Origin of the sequence: Streptomyces sp. NPDC006516 (assembly GCF_040611875.1) — a bacterium.
Lineage (GTDB): Bacteria > Actinomycetota > Actinomycetes > Streptomycetales > Streptomycetaceae > Streptomyces.
In genome coordinates this window covers 21,004-38,913 of record NZ_JBEXPD010000002.1, presented here as the reverse complement: position 1 = coordinate 38,913, position 17,910 = coordinate 21,004, and the positions used below count along the sequence as shown (strand labels likewise).

Here is a 17,910-nt window from a genome sequence, read left to right as displayed (position 1 = left end):
CCGGGGACCACGCCCGGATCTTCCGCGCTCTTTGACGGCTCCGACGCGCCTGAGGAGCCGAACGCGCGGAAGAATAGGTCCATGAGCCAGCAGCCCAGCTCCGAGGTCCCGGTCCAGCCCGCCCAGCCGTCGGTGGGCTCCCTCGCCGCACACCGGCCCCACGCCGTGGCCGGCACGGCGCCCGCAGGCCTGTCCACAGCCGCCGATCTCGATCCCGATCTGGACAACGACGCGGACACGTACGAACCCGAGAGCGACGGTGACGAGCTCCCGCACGGCCGTTTCCTGGACCGGGAGCGCAGTTGGCTCGCGTTCAACGAACGGGTTCTGGAACTCGCCGAGGACCCCGCCACACCGCTACTCGAACGGGCTAATTTCCTGGCGATCTTCGCCTCGAACCTGGACGAGTTCTTCATGGTCCGGGTCGCCGGTCTCAAGCGCCGCATCGCGACCGGTGTCGCCACCCGCTCCGCGTCCGGCCTCCAGCCCCGCGAGGTCCTCGACCTGATCTGGACCCGCTCCCGCGAGCTCATGGCCCGGCACGCCGCCTGCTACCAGCAGGACATCGCGCCCGCCCTCTCCGACGAGGGCATCCAGCTGGTCCGCTGGCCCGAACTGACCGAGAAGGAACAGGCCCGCCTGTTCACCTTCTTCCGGCAGCGGGTCTTCCCCGTGCTGACGCCCCTCGCCGTCGACCCCGCGCACCCGTTCCCGTACATCTCCGGGCTGTCGCTCAACCTCGCCGTCGTCGTGCGCAACCCCGTCAGCGGCCACCGCCACTTCGCCCGGGTCAAGGTGCCCCCGCTGCTCACCCGCTTCCTGGAGGCGTCCCCGCAGCGGTACGTCCCGATAGAGGACATCATCGCGGCGCACCTCGAAGAGCTCTTCCCCGGCATGGAGGTCCTCGCCCACCACATGTTCCGGGTCACCCGGAACGAGGACCTGGAGGTCGAGGAGGACGACGCCGAGAACCTCCTCCAGGCCCTGGAGAAGGAGCTCATGCGGCGCCGCTTCGGCCCGCCGGTCCGCCTGGAGGTCGAGGAGTCCATCGACCCGTACGTCCTGGACCTGCTCGTGCGCGAGCTGAAGATCTCCGAGACCGAGCTCTACCCGCTCCCCGGCCCGCTCGACCTCACCGGGCTGTTCGGCATCGCCTCGCTGGACCGGCCCGAGCTGAAGTACCCCAAGTTCATCGCCGGCACCCACCGGGACCTCGCCGAGGTCGAGTCCGCCTCCGCGCCCGACATCTTCGCCGCCCTGCGCGAACGCGACGTGCTGCTGCACCACCCGTACGACTCCTTCTCCACCTCCGTCCAGGCCTTCCTGGAGCAGGCGGCGGGCGACCCCGACGTCCTCGCCATCAAGCAGACCCTGTACCGGACCTCGGGCGACTCCCCCATAGTCGACGCCCTGATCGACGCCGCCGAGTCCGGCAAGCAGGTCCTCGTACTCGTCGAGATCAAGGCACGCTTCGACGAACAGGCCAACATCAAGTGGGCCCGCAAGCTGGAGGAAGCCGGCTGCCACGTCGTCTACGGCCTCGTCGGGCTGAAGACCCACTGCAAGCTGTCGCTCGTCGTCCGCCAGGAGGGCGACACCCTGCGCCGCTACTCCCACGTCGGCACAGGCAACTACCACCCCAAGACGGCCCGGCTGTACGAGGACCTCGGCCTGCTCACCGCCGACCCGCAGGTCGGCGCCGACCTCTCCGACCTCTTCAACCGGCTCTCCGGCTACTCCCGCCGCGAGACCTACCGCCGGCTGCTGGTCGCCCCGAAGTCCCTGCGCGACGGACTGATCGCCCGCATCAACAAGGAGATCACCCACCAGCGCGCCGGCCGCCCCGCCTACGTACGCATCAAGGTCAACTCGATGGTCGACGAAGCGATCATCGACGCCTGTTACCGGGCGGGCCAGGCAGGGGTGCCGGTCGACATCTGGGTGCGCGGCATCTGCGCGATCCGCCCCGGCGTCACCGGTCTCTCCGAGAACGTCCGGGTCCGCTCGATACTGGGCCGCTTCCTCGAACACTCCCGGGTCTTCGCCTTCGGCAACGGCGGCGAGCCCGAAGTCTGGTTCGGCAGCGCCGACATGATGCACCGTAACCTCGACCGCCGGATCGAAGCACTGGTCCGCGTCACCGACCCCGCGCATCGCGCCGCCCTCAGCAGGCTCCTGGAAACAGGCATGTCCGACGCCACCTCCTCCTGGCACCTGGGCCCCGACGGAAACTGGACCCGGCACTCCACGGACGCGGACGGCCAGCCGCTGCGGCACGTACAAGAGATGCTCATCGAAGCCCGGAGGCGCCGGCGTGCGACGCCCTGACCACCAGACGACGGCGCTCCCCGCGGAAGCGGTCCTCGCGCCCTACCTGCGCGAACAGGCCGCCTCCTTCCTCCGGGGCCTGCGCCTGCACAGTGAGCACATCGCCCCGGCCGACGCCGGTACGCAGGGTGCCGACGAGGCGGCCCGCACACTGCGCCAGGCGGCCCGCCGGATCAGCGGCACCCTGCACACCTTCCGCGCGGCGCTCGAACCCGCCTGGGCCGACCAGCTCCGCGCGGAGCTGGCCTGGCTCTCCGGCACCCTGGCCCGCGAACACGCGTACGCCACCCGGCTCGGCCGGCTGCTGGAGGCGCTGCACCAGCTCTCGGGCGCCTCGCTCCCGGCCGCCCGCCCCCCTTCCGGGCAGGTCCAGGACGGGAGCGACAAGGAGCGGGCGGCGCTCGGAGTCGGCGCGGCCCGGGCCGGAGCCCTGCTGGAGCGCCGGCTGACCCTCGCCCGGACCCGGGCCCACTCGGCCGCACTCCAGGCGATGGGTTCCTCCCGCTTCCACGCCGTCGCCGACGGGGTGGCCCTGCTCGCCTCCGAGGTCCCCTTGTCGGCCTCGGCCGCGGAGCCCGCCGCCGAGGTGCTGCACGGCCCCGCCGAGCTCGCCGAGCAGCGGATGCTGGACGCGGTGGCCGCGCTGCCGCCCGACGAGGCGTTCGAGCCGTACAACGAGGCCCACGACGCCCTCTGGCACCAGGCCCGCCTGCTGCTGCGGCTGCACCGCTACGCCCACGAGGTCGTACGGGGCGGCCCCGACCCGGCCCTCGCCGGTCCCGGCCACGCGCTGGACCTGCACCGGGACGCGGCGGAGGCCACGGCAGCGGCGGCGGCAGCGGCCCGCACCCCCCGCATCGCCCCTGCGACGGCGTACGCCCTGGGCGTGCTCCACGCCGACCAGCGGCACGAGGTGGAGGCGGCACGCGGCGTGTTCCGGGAGACCTGGCCGCACGCGGCGGCCGTGACCGCACCGTGAGCGGCCCCGTCCGCGCGGCGGGCTGCGTGCTGTGGCGCCGCGCGGCAGAGGGCGGCGGCCTGGAGATCTGCCTCGTCCACAGGCCGCGCTATGACGACTGGTCCTTCCCGAAGGGCAAGCTGAAACGCGGCGAGACGGCCATGGAGGCCGCCCTGCGCGAGGTGCTGGAGGAGACGGGGCACCACTGCGCGCCGGGGGCCGCCCTGCCGACGGCCCTGTACATGGCGAACGGCCGCCCGAAGGAGGTCAGCTACTGGGCTGCGGAGGCGACGGGGGGAACCTTCGTACCCAATGACGAGGTCGACCGGCTGGCGTGGGTCTCTCCCGACACCGCCCGCCACCGGCTGACGCGCCCGGGCGACCGTGTACAGCTGGACGCCTTCCTGCGGGGCACCGCCGGCGACTGACGACGGGGCCGGGCCGCCCCGCCCCACCGGGCCGTGCGGCATGCGCCGCTGAGCCGCCGCCCGGGACACCCGTGCCGCGCGTGCCGCGCGTGCCGCCCTGTGCCGCACGTCTCGCCTGTGCCGCCCGCGCCAGACGGGGCATCCGTGCCTCCCGCGCACGAGATCTTCCCGCTGCTCACCCGCGCCACGCGGCGGAACCAGCCCGCCCAGCACGGTTCACCTGCCGTTCACTCTGCCCCGTAGGCCGCTTCACCTGTTCTGCCTAATTTCGGACGTACACGGTGCACGGCGCCAAGCCATCGCACCTTTCCTCATCGCACGCCGCCACGAACCAAACCACCGCGGCGGCTCCTGGAAGGAACACCCCGAAAGTGAAGCTTCAGCGCAAGAACCGGCTTCGTGCCACCGCGCTCGGTGCCCTCGCCGTCTCCGGCGCCCTGGTCCTCACGGCGTGCGGTTCGGACGACAACACCGGCACCGAGACCGAGGGCGGCAAGACGAGCGCCGCGGCGTCGGACGTCAAGTGTGACGGCGCCGAGGGCCAGCTTCGCGCCTCCGGGTCCAGCGCCCAGAAGAACGCGATGGACCTCTGGGTCAAGAACTACATGGCCGCCTGCTCCGGCGTGGAGATCAACTACAACTCCTCGTCCTCCGGCGAGGGCATCGTCGCCTTCAACCAGGGCACCGTGGGCTTCGCCGGCTCCGACTCGGCCCTGAAGCCCGAAGAGGTCGCGGACTCCAAGAAGATCTGCAAGACCGGCCAGGGCATCAACCTCCCGATGGTCGGCGGCCCGATCGCGATCGGCTTCCACGTCGAGGGTGTCGACAGCCTGACCCTGGACGCCCCCACCCTCGCCAAGATCTTCGACTCGAAGATCAAGAAGTGGAACGACCCGGCGATCGCCAAGCTCAACGAGGGCGTCAAGCTCCCGGACAAGGCCATCCAGGCCTTCCACCGCTCCGAGGACTCCGGCACCACGCAGAACCTCGGCAAGTACCTGAACGCCGCGGCGCCGAGCGACTGGAAGTACGAGGCCGAGAAGAAGTGGCCCGCCCCCGGTGGCCAGGCCGCGTCCGGCTCCTCCGGTGTCGCCTCCCAGGTCAAGGCCGTAGACGGCTCGATCGGTTACTTCGAGCTCTCCTACGCCGCCTCCCAGGACATCACCACGGTGGACATCAACACCGGTGGCGCCGCCCCGGTGAAGGCCACCTCGGAGAACGCCTCCAAGGCCATCGCCGCCGCCAAGGTCAAGGGCACCGGCAAGGACCTGGCGCTCGACCTCGACTACACCACCAAGGCCGAGGGTGCCTACCCGATCGTCCTGGTGACGTACGAGGTCGTCTGCGACTCCGGCAACAAGGCCGAGACCCTCGGCACGGTCAAGTCCTTCCTCACCTACACCGCCTCCGACGAGGGCCAGAAGGTCCTGACGGACGCCGGTTACGCCCCGATCCCGGCCGAGATCAACGCCAAGGTCCGCGAGACCATCAGCGGCCTCTCGTAACCACTGATCGCACGACACACAGGGCGGGGGCGGTCCGGAACACCCCTCCGGACCGCCCCGGCCGCCAGCCCCATCCGGTGCACCGCCGCCAGGGGAGCCCGCGGCTCCCCCACACAGACCGGAAAGATCATGGCTTCCACCACTCCCATTGACATCCCACCGGCCCCGCCGGTCCAACGACAGCGCCCCGGCTCCAGCGGGCGCGCGGGCGACAAGATCTTCCTGAGCCTCTCGCGGGGTTCGGGCATTCTGCTGCTCGCGCTCATGGCGTCGATCGCCGTGTTCCTCAGCTACCGGGCCGCACTGGCCATCTCGAAGGACGAGGGCAACTTCCTCACCACCTTCGACTGGAACCCGGCCGGCGACCCGCCGGTGTTCGGTATCGCGGTCCTGCTCTTCGGCACCGTCGTCAGCTCGATCATCGCGATGGTCATCGCGGTCCCGATCGCTGTCGGCATCGCCCTCTTCATCTCGCACTACGCGCCGCGCAGGCTGGCCGCACCGCTGGCCTACGTCATCGACCTGCTCGCCGCCGTACCCAGCATCGTCTACGGCATCTGGGGCGCCCTCGTCCTCGTGCCGTACCTGGAGGGCCTGAACCTCTGGCTCGACCAGTTCTTCGGCTGGACCTACATCTTCGAGAAGACCGAGATCGGTGTCGCGCGTTCGCTCTTCACCGTCGGCATCCTGCTCGCGATCATGATTCTCCCGATCGTGACCAGTGTCAGCCGCGAGGTCTTCCTCCAGGTCCCGAAGATGAACGAGGAAGCGGCGCTCGCCCTCGGCGCCACCCGCTGGGAGGTCATCCGCCTCTCGGTACTGCCGTTCGGCCGCTCCGGCATCATCTCCGCCTCGATGCTCGGCCTGGGCCGCGCGCTCGGCGAGACGATGGCCGTCGCCACGGTGCTGTCGCCGAGCTTCCTCATCTCGCTGCACGTGCTCAACCCGGGCGGAGGCACCTTCGCCCAGAACATCGCCGCGAAGTTCGGCGAGGCGGACGCCTTCGGACGTGACGCCCTGATCGCCTCGGGCCTCGTCCTCTTCGTCCTCACCCTGCTGGTCAACGGCGCGGCCCGGCTCATCATCGCCCGCCGCAAGGAGTACTCGGGGGCCAACGCATGAGTCACGCACCCACCACCGTGCAGGACCGGCCCACGCCCGTCCCCACCGGCGTGAAGTCCAGCCTCAGCAGCCGGTCGCTCCCGCGCTGGGCACCCCTCGGCTTCGCCGCGGTCGCGATCGCGCTCGGCGTCGGCACGAGCCTGGCCGCGGGCTGGCAGAGCCGCATCCAGTGGGGCCTGATCTCGGCCCTCCTGTTCGTGATCATCTCGTACGTCGCGACCACCGTCGTCGAGAACCAGCGCCAGGCCAAGGACCGCCTCGCCACCAGCATCGTCTGGGTGTGCTTCCTGGTCGCCGTCGTCCCCCTCGCCTCGCTGCTCTGGACGACGATCAGCCGCGGCTCCGAGCGGCTGGACGGCTACTTCCTCACCCACTCGATGGCCGGAGTCCTCGGCTCCGAGGCCAGCGGCGGCGTCTACCACGCGCTGATCGGCACCCTGGAGCAGGTCGGGATCGCCACGGTGATCTCCGCCCCGCTCGGCCTGCTGACCGCCGTCTACCTGGTCGAGTACGGCAAGGGCGCGCTCGCCCGCGCCGTCACCTTCTTCGTCGACGTGATGACGGGTATCCCGTCCATCGTGGCCGGTCTCTTCATCCTGTCGATCATGCTGATCGCGTCGATCGAGCCCTCCGGCCTGATGGGCGCGCTGGCCCTGACCATCCTGATGATCCCGGTCGTGGTCCGCTCCACCGAGGAGATGCTCAAGCTCGTCCCCAACGAGCTCCGCGAGGCCTCCCTCGCCCTGGGCATCCCCAAGTGGCGCACGATCCTGAAGGTGGTCCTGCCGACCGCGATCGGCGGCATCACGACGGGCGTCATGCTCGCCATCGCCCGTATCGCCGGTGAGACCGCGCCGATCATCCTGCTGGTCTTCGGCAGCCAGCTGATCAACACGAACCCCTTCGAAGGCGCCCAGTCGTCGCTGCCCTTCTACATCTACGAGCAGTACAAGATCGGTGAGGCAGCCTCCTACGACCGTGCCTGGGCCGCCGCCCTGGTCCTGATCGCCTTCGTCATGATCCTCAATCTCGTGGCCCGCGGCATCGCCCGCTGGAAGGCCCCGAAGTCCGGTCGCTGACGCGGCCATCAGCGACCTCCCGAAAGAAGCAGTGATTCACATGGCCAAGCGCATCGACGTCGGCGGGCTCACCGCCTACTACGGCTCCCACAAGGCCATCGAGGACATCTCGATGACCGTCGAACCCCGCTCGGTGACCGCCTTCATCGGCCCGTCCGGCTGCGGCAAGTCCACCTTCCTGCGCACCCTGAACCGCATGCACGAGGTCACCCCCGGTGGCCGCGTCGAGGGCAAGGTGCTGCTGGACGACGAGAACCTCTACGGCACCGGGGTCGACCCCGTGACCGTGCGCCGCACGGTCGGCATGGTCTTCCAGCGTCCGAACCCCTTCCCCACGATGTCGATCTTCGACAACGTCGCGGCGGGACTGCGCCTGAACGGCTCGTACCGGAAGAACCAGCTGTCGGACATCGTCGAGAAGTCCCTCCGCGGCGCCAACCTCTGGAACGAGGTCAAGGACCGCCTCAACAAGCCCGGCTCCGGTCTCTCCGGCGGCCAGCAGCAGCGCCTGTGCATCGCCCGCGCCATCGCGGTCGAGCCCGAGGTCCTGCTGATGGACGAGCCGTGCTCGGCGCTCGACCCGATCTCGACCCTCGCCATCGAGGACCTGATCGGCGAGCTCAAGGAGCGCTTCACGATCGTCATCGTGACGCACAACATGCAGCAGGCGGCACGTGTCTCGGACCGTACGGCGTTCTTCAACCTCGCGGCGGTCGGCAAGCCCGGCCGGCTGATCGAGATCGACGAGACGGAGCGGATCTTCTCCAACCCGTCCGTGCAGGCGACCGAGGACTACATCTCGGGCCGCTTCGGATAACCACAGACGGCCTTGGGGTGCTGCATGGCGGTGCCACCACAAGGCAAAGGGTCCGCCCCCGCTCTCCGGTGGAGAGCAGGGGCGGACCCATTCCCGGACTGTCGCCATCGGATCCGGACGCATGGACCGGGCATCCCGGACCGGCGGTCAGCCGAAGAGCAGCACGACGATCCCATAGCTCGCCGCGGCCACCAGGGCCGCCGCGGGCATCGTGATGAACCACCCCAGGATGATGTTCTTGGCGACCCCCCACCGCACGGCGTTCACCCGCTTCGTCGCGCCGACACCCATGATCGCCGAGGTGATCACGTGAGTCGTGGAGATCGGGGCGTGGAAGAGGAACGCCGAGCCGAACATGATCGAGGCGCCGGTCGTCTCGGCCGCGAACCCCTGCGGCGGGTCCAGCTCGATGATCTTGCGGCCGAGGGTCCGCATGATGCGCCACCCGCCCGCGTACGTCCCGAGGGACAGCATCGTCGCGCAGGCGATCTTCACCCAGACCGGGATCTCGTCGTTCGGACCCTCGACATCGGCGATGACCAGGGCCATCACCACAATGCCCATCGTCTTCTGGGCGTCCTGAAGACCGTGCCCCAGCGCCATACCCGCCGCCGAGACGGTCTGCGCGATACGGAAGCCGCGCTTGGCCTTGTGAGGGTTGGTCTTCCGGAATATCCACATGATCCCGACCATCACCAGATAGCCGACGACCAGGCCGATGACCGGCGACAGGAACATCGGGATGACGATCTTCGAGAGCACGCCGTCCCAGTGCACCATCGTCCCGCCGGCCAGAGCCGCGCCGACCATGCCGCCGAACAGGGCGTGCGAGGAGGAGGACGGCAGGCCGTAGTACCAGGTGACCAGGTTCCAGATGATCGCGCCGACCAGCGCCGCGAAGAGGATGCCCATCCCCTTCTGGCCCTCGGGCGTGGCGATCAGGCCTTCGCTGACGGTCTTGGCGACCCCCTGGCCCAGGAAGGCGCCCGCGAGGTTCATCACGGCAGCCATCGCCAGAGCCGCACGCGGGGTCAGCGCCCGGGTGGAGACCGAGGTGGCGATGGCGTTCGCCGAGTCGTGGAAGCCGTTCGTATACGTGAAGCCGAGCGCGACCCCGATGGTCACGACCAGCGCAAAGGTGTCCACGAGGTTCAGGACTCCTTGACCGCGATGGTCTCCACGGTGTTGGCGACGTGCTCGAACGCGTCAGCCGCCTCTTCCAGCACATCCACGATCTGCTTGAGCTTCAGCACGTCCATGGCGTCGTACTTGCCGTTGAAGAGCTGGGCCAGCAGCTTGCGGTGGATCTGGTCGGCCTGGTTCTCCAGACGGTTGACCTCGATCCAGTACTCGGTGAGGTTGTCCATGGTCCGCAGACTCGGCATGGCTTCGGCGGTCAGTTCCGCCGCCCTGGCCAGCACCTCGATCTGCTGCTCGACACCCTTCGGGAGTTCGTCGATCTGGTACAGCACGACCAGGTCGACGGCCTCCTCCATGAAGTCCATGATGTCGTCGAGCGACGACGCGAGATTGTAGATGTCCTCGCGGTCGAACGGCGTGATGAAGGAGGAGTTCAGCTGGTGGAAGATCGCGTGGGTGGCATCGTCCCCCGCGTGCTCCGCTGCCCGCATACGCTCCGCGATCTCGACTCGGGAGGCAGAATCCGCCCCGAGCAGTTCCATCAGGAGTTTCGAGCCCGTGACGATGTTGTCCGCGGACGCGGAAAACATGTCGTAGAAGCTCGTCTCCCTGGGGGTCAGACGAAAGCGCACGTGGGGTCCTCGGGGTGCTTTGGATTCGGTCAGGCTGATGCTAGGCGCATCATCCGGCCACGGCTAACCGGCATTCTTCAGTGTCGCGCATCAGGCACAGTGATCAGCACGGACCCCCGGTCACGTTTCGGCTGGATTCGTTACGATATACCCGGCAGGGGTATACAGGCGGCACAGAACGGCACGCTCACCGCAGGCCAAGAGGACAACGGGAGGACTCCATGACCACCACCGAGGCCACCGAGCCGGCCGGTACGGATGCGGTCGTCACCGACCACGACCGCGGCATCCACGGCTACCACCACCAGAAGGACGAGCACCTCAAGCGCCTGCGCCGCATCGAGGGCCAGATCCGCGGCCTGCAGCGGATGGTGGACGAGGACGTCTACTGCATCGACATACTCACCCAGGTCTCGGCCTCCACGAAGGCCCTTCAGTCCTTCGCGCTGCAGCTGCTGGAGGAGCATCTGCGCCACTGCGTCGCGGACGCCGCCGTCAAGGGCGGCGACGAGATCGACGCGAAGGTCGAGGAGGCCACGAAGGCGATCGCCCGCCTCCTGCGCACCTGAGGGCGGTGGGGGTCGGAGAGACGAAGCTCACCGGTTCGCCTCCGGTTCCGGCTCCCGGTGACGGGTGCGGCCGGGCATCGCCGGAAGTGGATCACCCCCGGTGTCGGGCCTGGCGCGGAATCGTCGGCGCCGGCTCGGCCGCATCCGTCCCGACGTCGAGCAGGTCGTCCGTGGCATCGAGCGCGTCGGCTCTGACGTTGAGCACCTCATCGATACGGTCCGAACTGAGCCGGTCCTCGATCGCGTCCGCTGCCGCGATCATGAGCTCGCCGCACAGCTCGATCTCGGCGAGGGCCACACAGTCCTGAACGTTCGGAGCGCTGAGCGTCACCACCTGCGTCACCTCTCTCTGCTGTCGCCGACTCCTGGCGCACCGACTCCCTAGCGTAGGGAGCGCGGTACGCACCGCGCATGGCACGGACGGACCATTTCGGCCTCCCCCCCTACGGCGTTTCCGGGCCACCGCGCCCCTGCTGCACCCGCCCCGTGTAGAGGTCGCCCTCGGGCGGCAGCGCCACGGAGACCGGCACCCCGAAGCCGTAGAGCAGCAGCGTCGACACCACCGCCACCCCGGGCCCCTCGGTCGCGAAGGTGAAACGGTGGCGGACCTTGCGCAGCAGACCCTCGTCGTCCAGATACGCCTCGAAGGGCACGGCGTCCGTGCTGAACCCTTTCGCCGCAGCGGTCAGCGTCGCCCGCGAGGACGGTGACGCGGCTCGCGCCGCCCGGCCGATGTCCGCCGTCCCCCGGTAGTGCCGGACCGGCACCCCGGCCAGTTCCGTCCTTCCCACGTACGACACCTCGCCCGCGCCGCGCAGCAACTCGGCGGCGGCCGTCGGGTCGGTCACACCCCCGGTGACCAGATTGCCGTCCTCCAGGGTCGTCGTGTCGATCCGCACCCACTTGTCGTCGGGCACCCCGGCACCGCGGTTCTTCATGTACAGCGCCCCGGGCGCCAGCAGCTCCGTAATCGGCCGGTGCCCGTCGGCCCCGGCCGCGTCCTTGGGCAGGACGACCCTGATCCGGCCGAGCTGCCTGCGGAAGTCGTACGTCCCCTCGCCCCGGATCGTGACCCGGGTCCCGCCGGAGGCCGTCTCCATCGATGTCCGCGTCTCGGCGCTGCCCGCTCCGGCCAGCGCCTGGGCGGCTCCCCGCACCACGGACGCCGGGGAGCCGGCCGGGCCCTCGCGGGCCACCGCCCGCTCACCGGCACCGCCGCCCGCGCCGGAGCATCCCGTACCCGCCGTCATCACGCCGGCGACGGCCAGGGCGCACACAGCCAGTGCCCCGCGTCCGCACCTGTGCTGTCGCGCCACCATCGCCTGCCAACCCCTACGACGTACACCTGACCGAGTTCCCGCCCGTCTCGCCTAACGACGGCCGACGCGCGCCGTCACGCCACAGGGGGCTGAGGGGAAGCCGATCGGCCCACACCCGACCGCCCGCGCACGGGCCCAGTACCGTGTAGGCGTGTATCAGGACCCCATGGACCTCCCCGTCCACAGCCCGTCTCCGGCACACAGCACCACGACCGTCGAGCGGGGCTCGTTCTGTATCGCGCGCTGCGCCTGCGGGTGGTCCGGCCCGGCCCGGCGCTCTCGCGACCGCGCCCGCACCGACGCCGAGGAACACAGCGCGGCCCCGGACCGCTGAGCCACGGCCTGGGCACGGTGGCCTGGCGGGCCGATGGGGTTGGCAGGGGCCAGTGGGGCCTGGGAGAGCTGGTGGCCGTTTCACGCCCCCTGTGCGTCCACCTGGGCGTCCACGGCCCTCAGCGCCTCCTCCAGCTCGCGCACCAGAGGTTCGGCACCCGGGTCCGCGGAGCGCAGGACGTCACGCAGGATCCCGAGGTCGTCCAGCGGGCTCCTGACCCCGTAGAGCTCGGACATCTCCTCCGTGGTCCCACCGTCCGCCTCGGCCGAAAGCAGCCCGATCGCGCGCCGGAAGTGCGCTTCCGCGTCCTGTTCCTCCCCGGCCAGGCGCAGGGAGAAGGCGTACAGCGCCGCGAACCATCCCGCCTCGGGGTGGATCCGGACAGCCCTGACGCAATCGGCGACCGCCTCCTCGTGACGGCCCAGGCACAGATACAGCTGCGCACGGCCGGCGAGCAGCCACGCGGCCTGCTCGTCGTCGTCCAGAGCCAGGCCGTAGTCGGCCAACGCGTCCTCGTACCTGCCCAGACCCCGGTTCATCTCCGCGCGTACGGCGACGAGCTCCAGCGAGGGAGGGGAGATCTCGACCACCCGCGTGCAGTCCGCCACCGCCTCCTCGTCCCTGCCAAGCAGGCGGTACAACAGGCCGCGACAGGTGAGGGCCCAGTCGTACGCGGGGTCGAGCTCGATGGCCCGGGAGTAGTCGGCCAGCGCCTCCTCGTGCCTGCCCAGGGCCCGGTACAGCTCGCCACGGCTGGTGAGCGCCCACTCGTACCGCGGGTTGATCTCGATGGCCCGGGAACAGTCGGCCAGCGCCTCCTCGTACCTGCCCATCGCCACGTACGTGTCCGCCCGGCTCGCCACCGCCCACGCGTAGTCCGGATCGAGTTCGAGGGCACGGGCGAAGTCGGCGAGAGCGTCCTCGTGACACCCCATGAGGTGGTGGACCCGCGCGCGGCTGGCGACGGCCCACTCGTACTGCGGATCGATGTCGATCGCCGCGGTGTAGTCGGCGAGTGCCTCGGTGAGGCGGCCCGAGGTCTGGTGGACGTACGCCCGGCTCCCGAAGGCCCACGCGTACTGCGGATCGAGGCCGATGGCCCGGGTGTAGTCGGCCACGGCGTCATCGGGGCGGCCCAGGGCCTCGTACACCTGGGCACGGCTGCCGAAGGCCCACGCGTACTGCGGGTCGAGCTCGATGGCGCGGGCGAAGTCCGCGAAGGCCTCGTCGTAGCGGCCGAGGCCGCGGTAGGCGTCCCCGCGACTGCCGAAGGCCCACTCGTCGCGCGGGTCGATCTCCACCGCACGGGTGCACGCGGTGACCGCGTCCTCGAAGCGGCCCATGACCCGGTACGTCTCCCCCCGGCCCGCGTACGGGCGTGAGGCGTCCGGATCGATACCGATGGCCACCGCGTAATCCGCGAGGGCGCGTTCGTGATCGCCCGCGACCCGGTACTCCCTCGCCCTGACCGTATGGGCCAAGGCCCGCCCGGGCGAGCTGAGTTCGGGGGCGGTCAGCAGAACGGTCAGCACCGCCGCGCCTGTTCCGTCCTGCTCCGCCGCGGCCTCCAGGCGGTGGCCCCAGGAACCGAGCGCCGGCGCCCCGGTGTCCTGCCCGGCCTGACCCAGGATCTGGGCCCAGCGGCGCAGCGTCGCGACGTCGTGGTCGATGGCGTGAACCGCCCCGTACAGCGCCTCGGGCAACGCCGCACGGGGATCGGCACACAGCCGGTGGTACGTCTCGTTGAGCCGGTGCTCCCGCCAGGTCGCGTCCTCCCAGTGCCTGTCCGCATCCGGCCCGATCCCGGCCTCGACGCCCTCGCGCCACTGCCGGAACAGCTCGGCGAGGCCGAGGTGCGCCCGCTGCCAGCGGGTGGGCGACTGTGTCCTCTGCAGGCGGAGCATCGCCGCCCGGACCACGTCGTGGTAGCGGCACCTTCCCGCCTGGGTGGAGACGAACGCCAGCGCACGCAGCCAGGGATAACCCTCGGCGGCCTCCTCCGGCACAGCGGCACGGTAGACGTCCTCGTTGAGCTGCAACGGAAGCGCGCACGCCAGCGCCGCCTCACGCCGCCCGGCATCCGGTTCCCACTTCAGGAACCTCTCGACGGCCGTCTCCGACGGATCCCCGATGCCGCCCGCGGCGCTCGCGTCGCTACGGGCCAGCATGTCGACCAGGAGCGGCAGGCGCCCCGAGAGCCGCAGGACCAGCTCGACGCTGGGCTCGTCGGTGACCCCGTGGGTGGCGAGCAGCGTGCGGGCCTCCTCCTCGGTGAACACCTCGAGGCACACCTCGGTGACCTGGCCCAGCCGATCGCCCCAGGCCCGGGCGTCCAGACGCAGCTGCCCCGAGAGCACCACCTGCACGTTGACCGGCAGGTTCCCGTGCTCCTCGCCGAAGGTGATGTCGTGCAGCCACACGTCGAGCACGGGCCCGGTCCGCTCGTACACGTCGAAGAACAGCACGACCCGTTCGCACCGCTCCGCGGCATCGGCCAGGTCGTCCAGGAAGAACGGAGCCAGTGCGGCCACCGGATTCATCACCAGCTGCACGTCGTCATGGCTGCGCAGCCGCATGTTCAGAGCCGAGCGCACCCGGTCCGCGCCCAACGCGACCTGCTGCGGATCGACCGCGCCGACGAACGCCCCGACCCCGGGCAGCATGCCCAGGCCGGCCAGGCCCACCTGCGCGGCCACCGTGCTCGACGCCGAAGCCACCGGCGTCGGCGCCGGCTGTTCGCCCCCGGGGCCGGGCTGCGGGGCGGGCGCCGTGCTCTCGGCCTGATGCCGGCGCTGCCGGTAGACCGCGAGCTGCTTGTCGAACTTCTTCAGCGGGTGGCCCTGCTGCGCGAGCCTTGCGCTGACCGCCTCCATGGCCTCGATCGGGTCGTGCACGTCGTCGTCCACGAACGCCGTGACCACGGACGGCTGTTCGCGGGCCATGTTCTCCCACTGGCGCACGAGGGTCGACTTGCCCACGCCGCCGTTGCCCCGTACGTGGAAGAGGAACGGGAAGTCGGGTTCCTCCGGATCGCGGGCGAACGTCTCCCGGAAGACCGCCAGCTCTCCGCGGCGCCCCACGAACCCCGTACGCTCCCGCCGCCGGTTTACTTCCTGCCGTGTCGGCCGCCGCCCAGCCACATGTGCCTCCCCCGGATGCCACGCCACGATGCGGCCATGATGCCCCGTCAGCGGGGCTTCGGGTACGGCCCGATCCAAGTCGGCCAGGAGACGGTGCTGCCCCCGCATGCGTGAGGGGGTGCCCCGTACGGGACACCCCCTCACGCACGTCCTGCCGGCCGCCGCCTACGCGGCCAGATCCTTCTCGCCCGGCGCACCGCCACGGCCGGCACCCGGGCGCGGCTCGGGGATCCCTCGCGTCTCGTCACGTCCGTCGGCGACGGCACCCGCCCGGCGCGAGCGTACGAGCCGGCCGACGGTACCGGCGCGGGCCACGGCCCCCACCAGCGGCGTCAGCATCATCATCGCGAGCGGGGCGAGCAGCAGCGCCACGGCCGTGCCGAGCGCGAAGCCGCCGATCACGTCGGTCGGGTAGTGCACACCCATGTAGACACGGCAGAGACCCTCCAGGAGGGCCAGCGCGATCGCCGCCAGACCGAACTTCTTGTCGGCCACGAAGAGCCCGACCGCGATGGCCATTGCCATCGTGGCGTGATCGCTCACGAAGGAGTAGTCCGTCTTCCCGGCGACCAGGACCTCCAGTCCCTTGTGGTCGAAGAACGGGCGCGGCCTCTCCACGAAGCCCCGGATGGGGATGTTGATGAGCAGCGCGATCCCGGCGGCCAGTGGCGCCCACACGAGCCCGGCAACGGCGGTCACCGAGTCCTCCGGCGTCCCACGCCTGCGCACGCTCCACCAGCACCACAGGCACACCAGGACCAGGCCGAGCATGATCCCGAACTCCCCGACGAACTCCATGACCCGGTCGAACCAGGTCGGAGCGGCCTTCGCCAGCCCATTGATGTCGTAGAGCAGGCTGACGTCGGGGTTCGACCCATCGAGTGCGAGTCCAGCCATCTGCCGCGGCCCCTTGCCTTGTCTTCTGCTGCGACGCACAACGGCGTACGTCGCCTTGGTCTGACCCCCGTGGTCGGTGCGGATTCAGTACCGCGCGACGCCATCATGCCGTCACGCCCGACTGGTCCGGGCAGTCACGCTCGGTCACCAGCGCAGGCTGTCCCAGTCCAGGGAACGGCCTTCGCGCTGCGTACGTTCCGGTCTCCACCGAATGATCACCATGACGTTATCGAAGAGTGACTCATCGTCGCAGCTCAGGGCCCAGGCTTCACGGAGAGTTCCGGCCATCGCCGACTGACCGTCAGCTCTCCGGAAGCGCGGTCGGAAGCGCTGCGGCACCGTCCTTGGTGACGCGGGTCGCACCGAAGTAGTCAGGGGTGTCGATCTTGTCGAAGCGGATCACCGCACCGGTGTAGGGGGCGTTGATCATGTACCCGCCGCCGACGTAGAGCCCCACGTGCCGGATGGCCCGCGAGTTGTTCAGGTCGTCCGAGAAGAACACCAGGTCACCGGGGAGCAGCTCGTCCCGCGAGGGGTGCGGACCGGCGTTGTACTGGTCGTTGGCCACGCGGGGCAGCTCGATGTCCACCGTCCGGTACGCGGCCTGCGTCAGCCCGGAACAGTCGAACCGCCCGCCCTGAGCGGCGGTCCCGTTCCCGCCCCAGAGGTACGGAGTACCGAGCTTCTTCTGCGCGAAGTAGATGGCTCCGGCCGCCTGCTGCGAGGGCTGCACCCGGCCGACCGGCTTGGCGAAGCTCTTCTCCAGGGAACGGATGATCTTGACGTAATTCTGCGTCTCACTGATCGCGGGCACCCCACCGGCCCGGATCACCCGGTAGGCACCGGCGTTGTACGCGGCGAGCATGTTGTCGGTCGGGTCGCCGGGCACCTTCTTGACGTACCCGGCGAGTTCGCAGTCGTACGAGGCGGCAGACGGAATGGCGTCGGCCGGATCCCACACGTCCCGGTCGCCGTCGTTGTCCCCGTCGATGCCGTGCGACGCCCAGGTCCCGGGGATGAACTGCGCGATGCCCTGCGCGGCCGCGTGACTCTGGGCGCGCGGGTTCCAGCCGCTCTCCTGGTACAACTGGGCGGCCAGGAGCGCCGGGTTGATGGCCGGGCACAGGTTGCCCCACTTCTCGACCAACGGCTGGTACCGCGCGGGCACAGCCCCCTTGGCCAGCCCGACGGCCCCACTCGCCCCGGCGATCCCGGCGGCGGCGGAGTACGTACCGACGAGGAGCAGGGCGATGAAGCACAGGCCCAGCCCGATCCCACCGCCGACGAACACCCAGTATTTCCGCACACCCCAACCATCCCCCATTCGGGCGCGGTTCACGATGCGATTCGCTGGTGTGTACGGGTGGATGGAGGCATGAGGGGGCGTCAGGGGCGGCTGCGGGGGGGTCAGGGGGCGCCGGCGGACCAGAAGGGCGAGCGGATGTTGGGGCGGGGGATGGGGTAGACGCCCTCGTACGTCGGACCGTTTGGCTGTGTGGTTGGCTCAGCGACCTCGGACTTGTCCACGCAGGGACTGTCAGCCTCGAAGAAGGCCTGCCCTTCGCCACCGAAGCTCAGACTTACTCCGAAACCATCCCTGGTCTCAGCATAGATTGCCGGGAATTCGGAATCCGCGTTAACC

16 protein-coding genes are annotated in these 17,910 nt (G+C 70.1%); 9 read left to right on the top strand and 7 right to left on the bottom strand.

Annotation, left to right across the window (positions count from 1 at the left end):
• Nucleotides 1-81 precede the first annotated feature (81 nt).
• The 7 genes from ABZY45_RS06120 (at nucleotide 82) to pstB (ending at nucleotide 8,237) form a co-directional block, all read left to right on the top strand.
• A complete protein-coding gene (locus ABZY45_RS06120; RefSeq protein WP_356736686.1) occupies nucleotides 82-2,328 on the top strand; it encodes an RNA degradosome polyphosphate kinase in 2,247 nt (748 codons plus the stop codon).
• Nucleotides 2,315-3,307, top strand: coding sequence for a CHAD domain-containing protein (locus ABZY45_RS06115; protein ID WP_356736684.1), 993 nt, complete (start codon nucleotides 2,315-2,317; stop codon nucleotides 3,305-3,307). Before ABZY45_RS06120 ends, ABZY45_RS06115 begins: the two co-directional genes overlap by 14 nt.
• Nucleotides 3,304-3,714 (top strand): NUDIX hydrolase, encoded by a 411-nt coding sequence (locus ABZY45_RS06110; protein ID WP_356736682.1) that lies wholly within the window; start codon nucleotides 3,304-3,306, stop codon nucleotides 3,712-3,714. Before ABZY45_RS06115 ends, ABZY45_RS06110 begins: the two co-directional genes overlap by 4 nt.
• A 371-nt stretch (nucleotides 3,715-4,085) precedes the next feature.
• Nucleotides 4,086-5,219 carry a phosphate ABC transporter substrate-binding protein PstS gene (pstS, locus tag ABZY45_RS06105; protein WP_356736680.1) on the top strand — a complete coding sequence of 378 codons (1,134 nt, stop codon included), beginning with the start codon at nucleotides 4,086-4,088 and terminating at the stop codon, nucleotides 5,217-5,219.
• Nucleotides 5,220-5,348: 129 nt separating this feature from the next.
• Complete coding sequence (gene pstC, locus ABZY45_RS06100; RefSeq protein WP_356736678.1) at nucleotides 5,349-6,341, top strand: phosphate ABC transporter permease subunit PstC; 993 nt, start codon at nucleotides 5,349-5,351, stop codon at nucleotides 6,339-6,341.
• Complete coding sequence (gene pstA / locus ABZY45_RS06095; RefSeq protein WP_356736676.1) at nucleotides 6,338-7,420, top strand: phosphate ABC transporter permease PstA; 1,083 nt, start codon at nucleotides 6,338-6,340, stop codon at nucleotides 7,418-7,420. The genes pstC and pstA overlap by 4 nt, the downstream gene beginning before the upstream one ends.
• 40 nt (nucleotides 7,421-7,460) lie before the next feature.
• A complete protein-coding gene (gene pstB, locus ABZY45_RS06090; protein WP_145804685.1) occupies nucleotides 7,461-8,237 on the top strand; it encodes a phosphate ABC transporter ATP-binding protein PstB in 777 nt (258 codons plus the stop codon).
• 147 nt (nucleotides 8,238-8,384) lie between these two features.
• Here pstB and ABZY45_RS06085 read toward each other — a convergent pair whose 3' ends face one another.
• Both ABZY45_RS06085 and ABZY45_RS06080 read right to left on the bottom strand, forming a co-directional pair.
• Nucleotides 8,385-9,383: an inorganic phosphate transporter gene (locus ABZY45_RS06085; RefSeq protein ID WP_356736674.1), complete on the bottom strand. Its 999-nt coding sequence runs from the start codon at nucleotides 9,381-9,383 to the stop codon at nucleotides 8,385-8,387.
• 5 nt (nucleotides 9,384-9,388) lie between these two features.
• Nucleotides 9,389-10,009 (bottom strand): DUF47 family protein, encoded by a 621-nt coding sequence (locus tag ABZY45_RS06080; RefSeq protein ID WP_104787723.1) that lies wholly within the window; start codon nucleotides 10,007-10,009, stop codon nucleotides 9,389-9,391.
• A 221-nt stretch (nucleotides 10,010-10,230) separates the two neighbouring features.
• On the opposite strand from ABZY45_RS06080, the gene ABZY45_RS06075 reads away from it, so the two are divergent.
• A complete protein-coding gene (locus ABZY45_RS06075; protein WP_356736671.1) occupies nucleotides 10,231-10,578 on the top strand; it encodes a metal-sensitive transcriptional regulator in 348 nt (115 codons plus the stop codon).
• A gap of 91 nt (nucleotides 10,579-10,669) precedes the next feature.
• Here the strand turns inward: ABZY45_RS06075 and ABZY45_RS06070 are convergent, their stop codons facing one another.
• Nucleotides 10,670-10,912 (bottom strand): hypothetical protein, encoded by a 243-nt coding sequence (locus ABZY45_RS06070; protein ID WP_356736669.1) that lies wholly within the window; start codon nucleotides 10,910-10,912, stop codon nucleotides 10,670-10,672.
• A gap of 109 nt (nucleotides 10,913-11,021) precedes the next feature.
• Nucleotides 11,022-11,897, bottom strand: a complete 876-nt coding sequence (locus ABZY45_RS06065; protein ID WP_356736667.1) for a hypothetical protein — start codon at nucleotides 11,895-11,897, stop codon at nucleotides 11,022-11,024.
• Nucleotides 11,898-12,048: 151 nt separating this feature from the next.
• Here ABZY45_RS06065 and ABZY45_RS06060 point away from each other — a divergent pair, with 151 nt between their 5' ends.
• On the top strand, nucleotides 12,049-12,231 hold the full coding sequence (locus ABZY45_RS06060) for a hypothetical protein (RefSeq protein WP_356738799.1): 183 nt from the start codon (nucleotides 12,049-12,051) through the stop codon (nucleotides 12,229-12,231).
• A gap of 80 nt (nucleotides 12,232-12,311) precedes the next feature.
• Here the strand turns inward: ABZY45_RS06060 and ABZY45_RS06055 are convergent, their stop codons facing one another.
• From ABZY45_RS06055 to ABZY45_RS06045, 3 genes are all read right to left on the bottom strand, one after another.
• Nucleotides 12,312-15,311, bottom strand: a complete 3,000-nt coding sequence (locus ABZY45_RS06055) for a tetratricopeptide repeat protein (RefSeq protein ID WP_356736665.1) — start codon at nucleotides 15,309-15,311, stop codon at nucleotides 12,312-12,314.
• Between the two features lie 225 nt (nucleotides 15,312-15,536).
• Nucleotides 15,537-16,268: a phosphatase PAP2 family protein gene (locus tag ABZY45_RS06050; protein ID WP_356736663.1), complete on the bottom strand. Its 732-nt coding sequence runs from the start codon at nucleotides 16,266-16,268 to the stop codon at nucleotides 15,537-15,539.
• A 301-nt stretch (nucleotides 16,269-16,569) separates the two neighbouring features.
• Entirely contained in the window at nucleotides 16,570-17,559 is a 990-nt protein-coding gene (locus ABZY45_RS06045; protein WP_145804899.1) for a bifunctional lytic transglycosylase/C40 family peptidase, read from the bottom strand.
• Nucleotides 17,560-17,910: the final 351 nt, after the last annotated feature.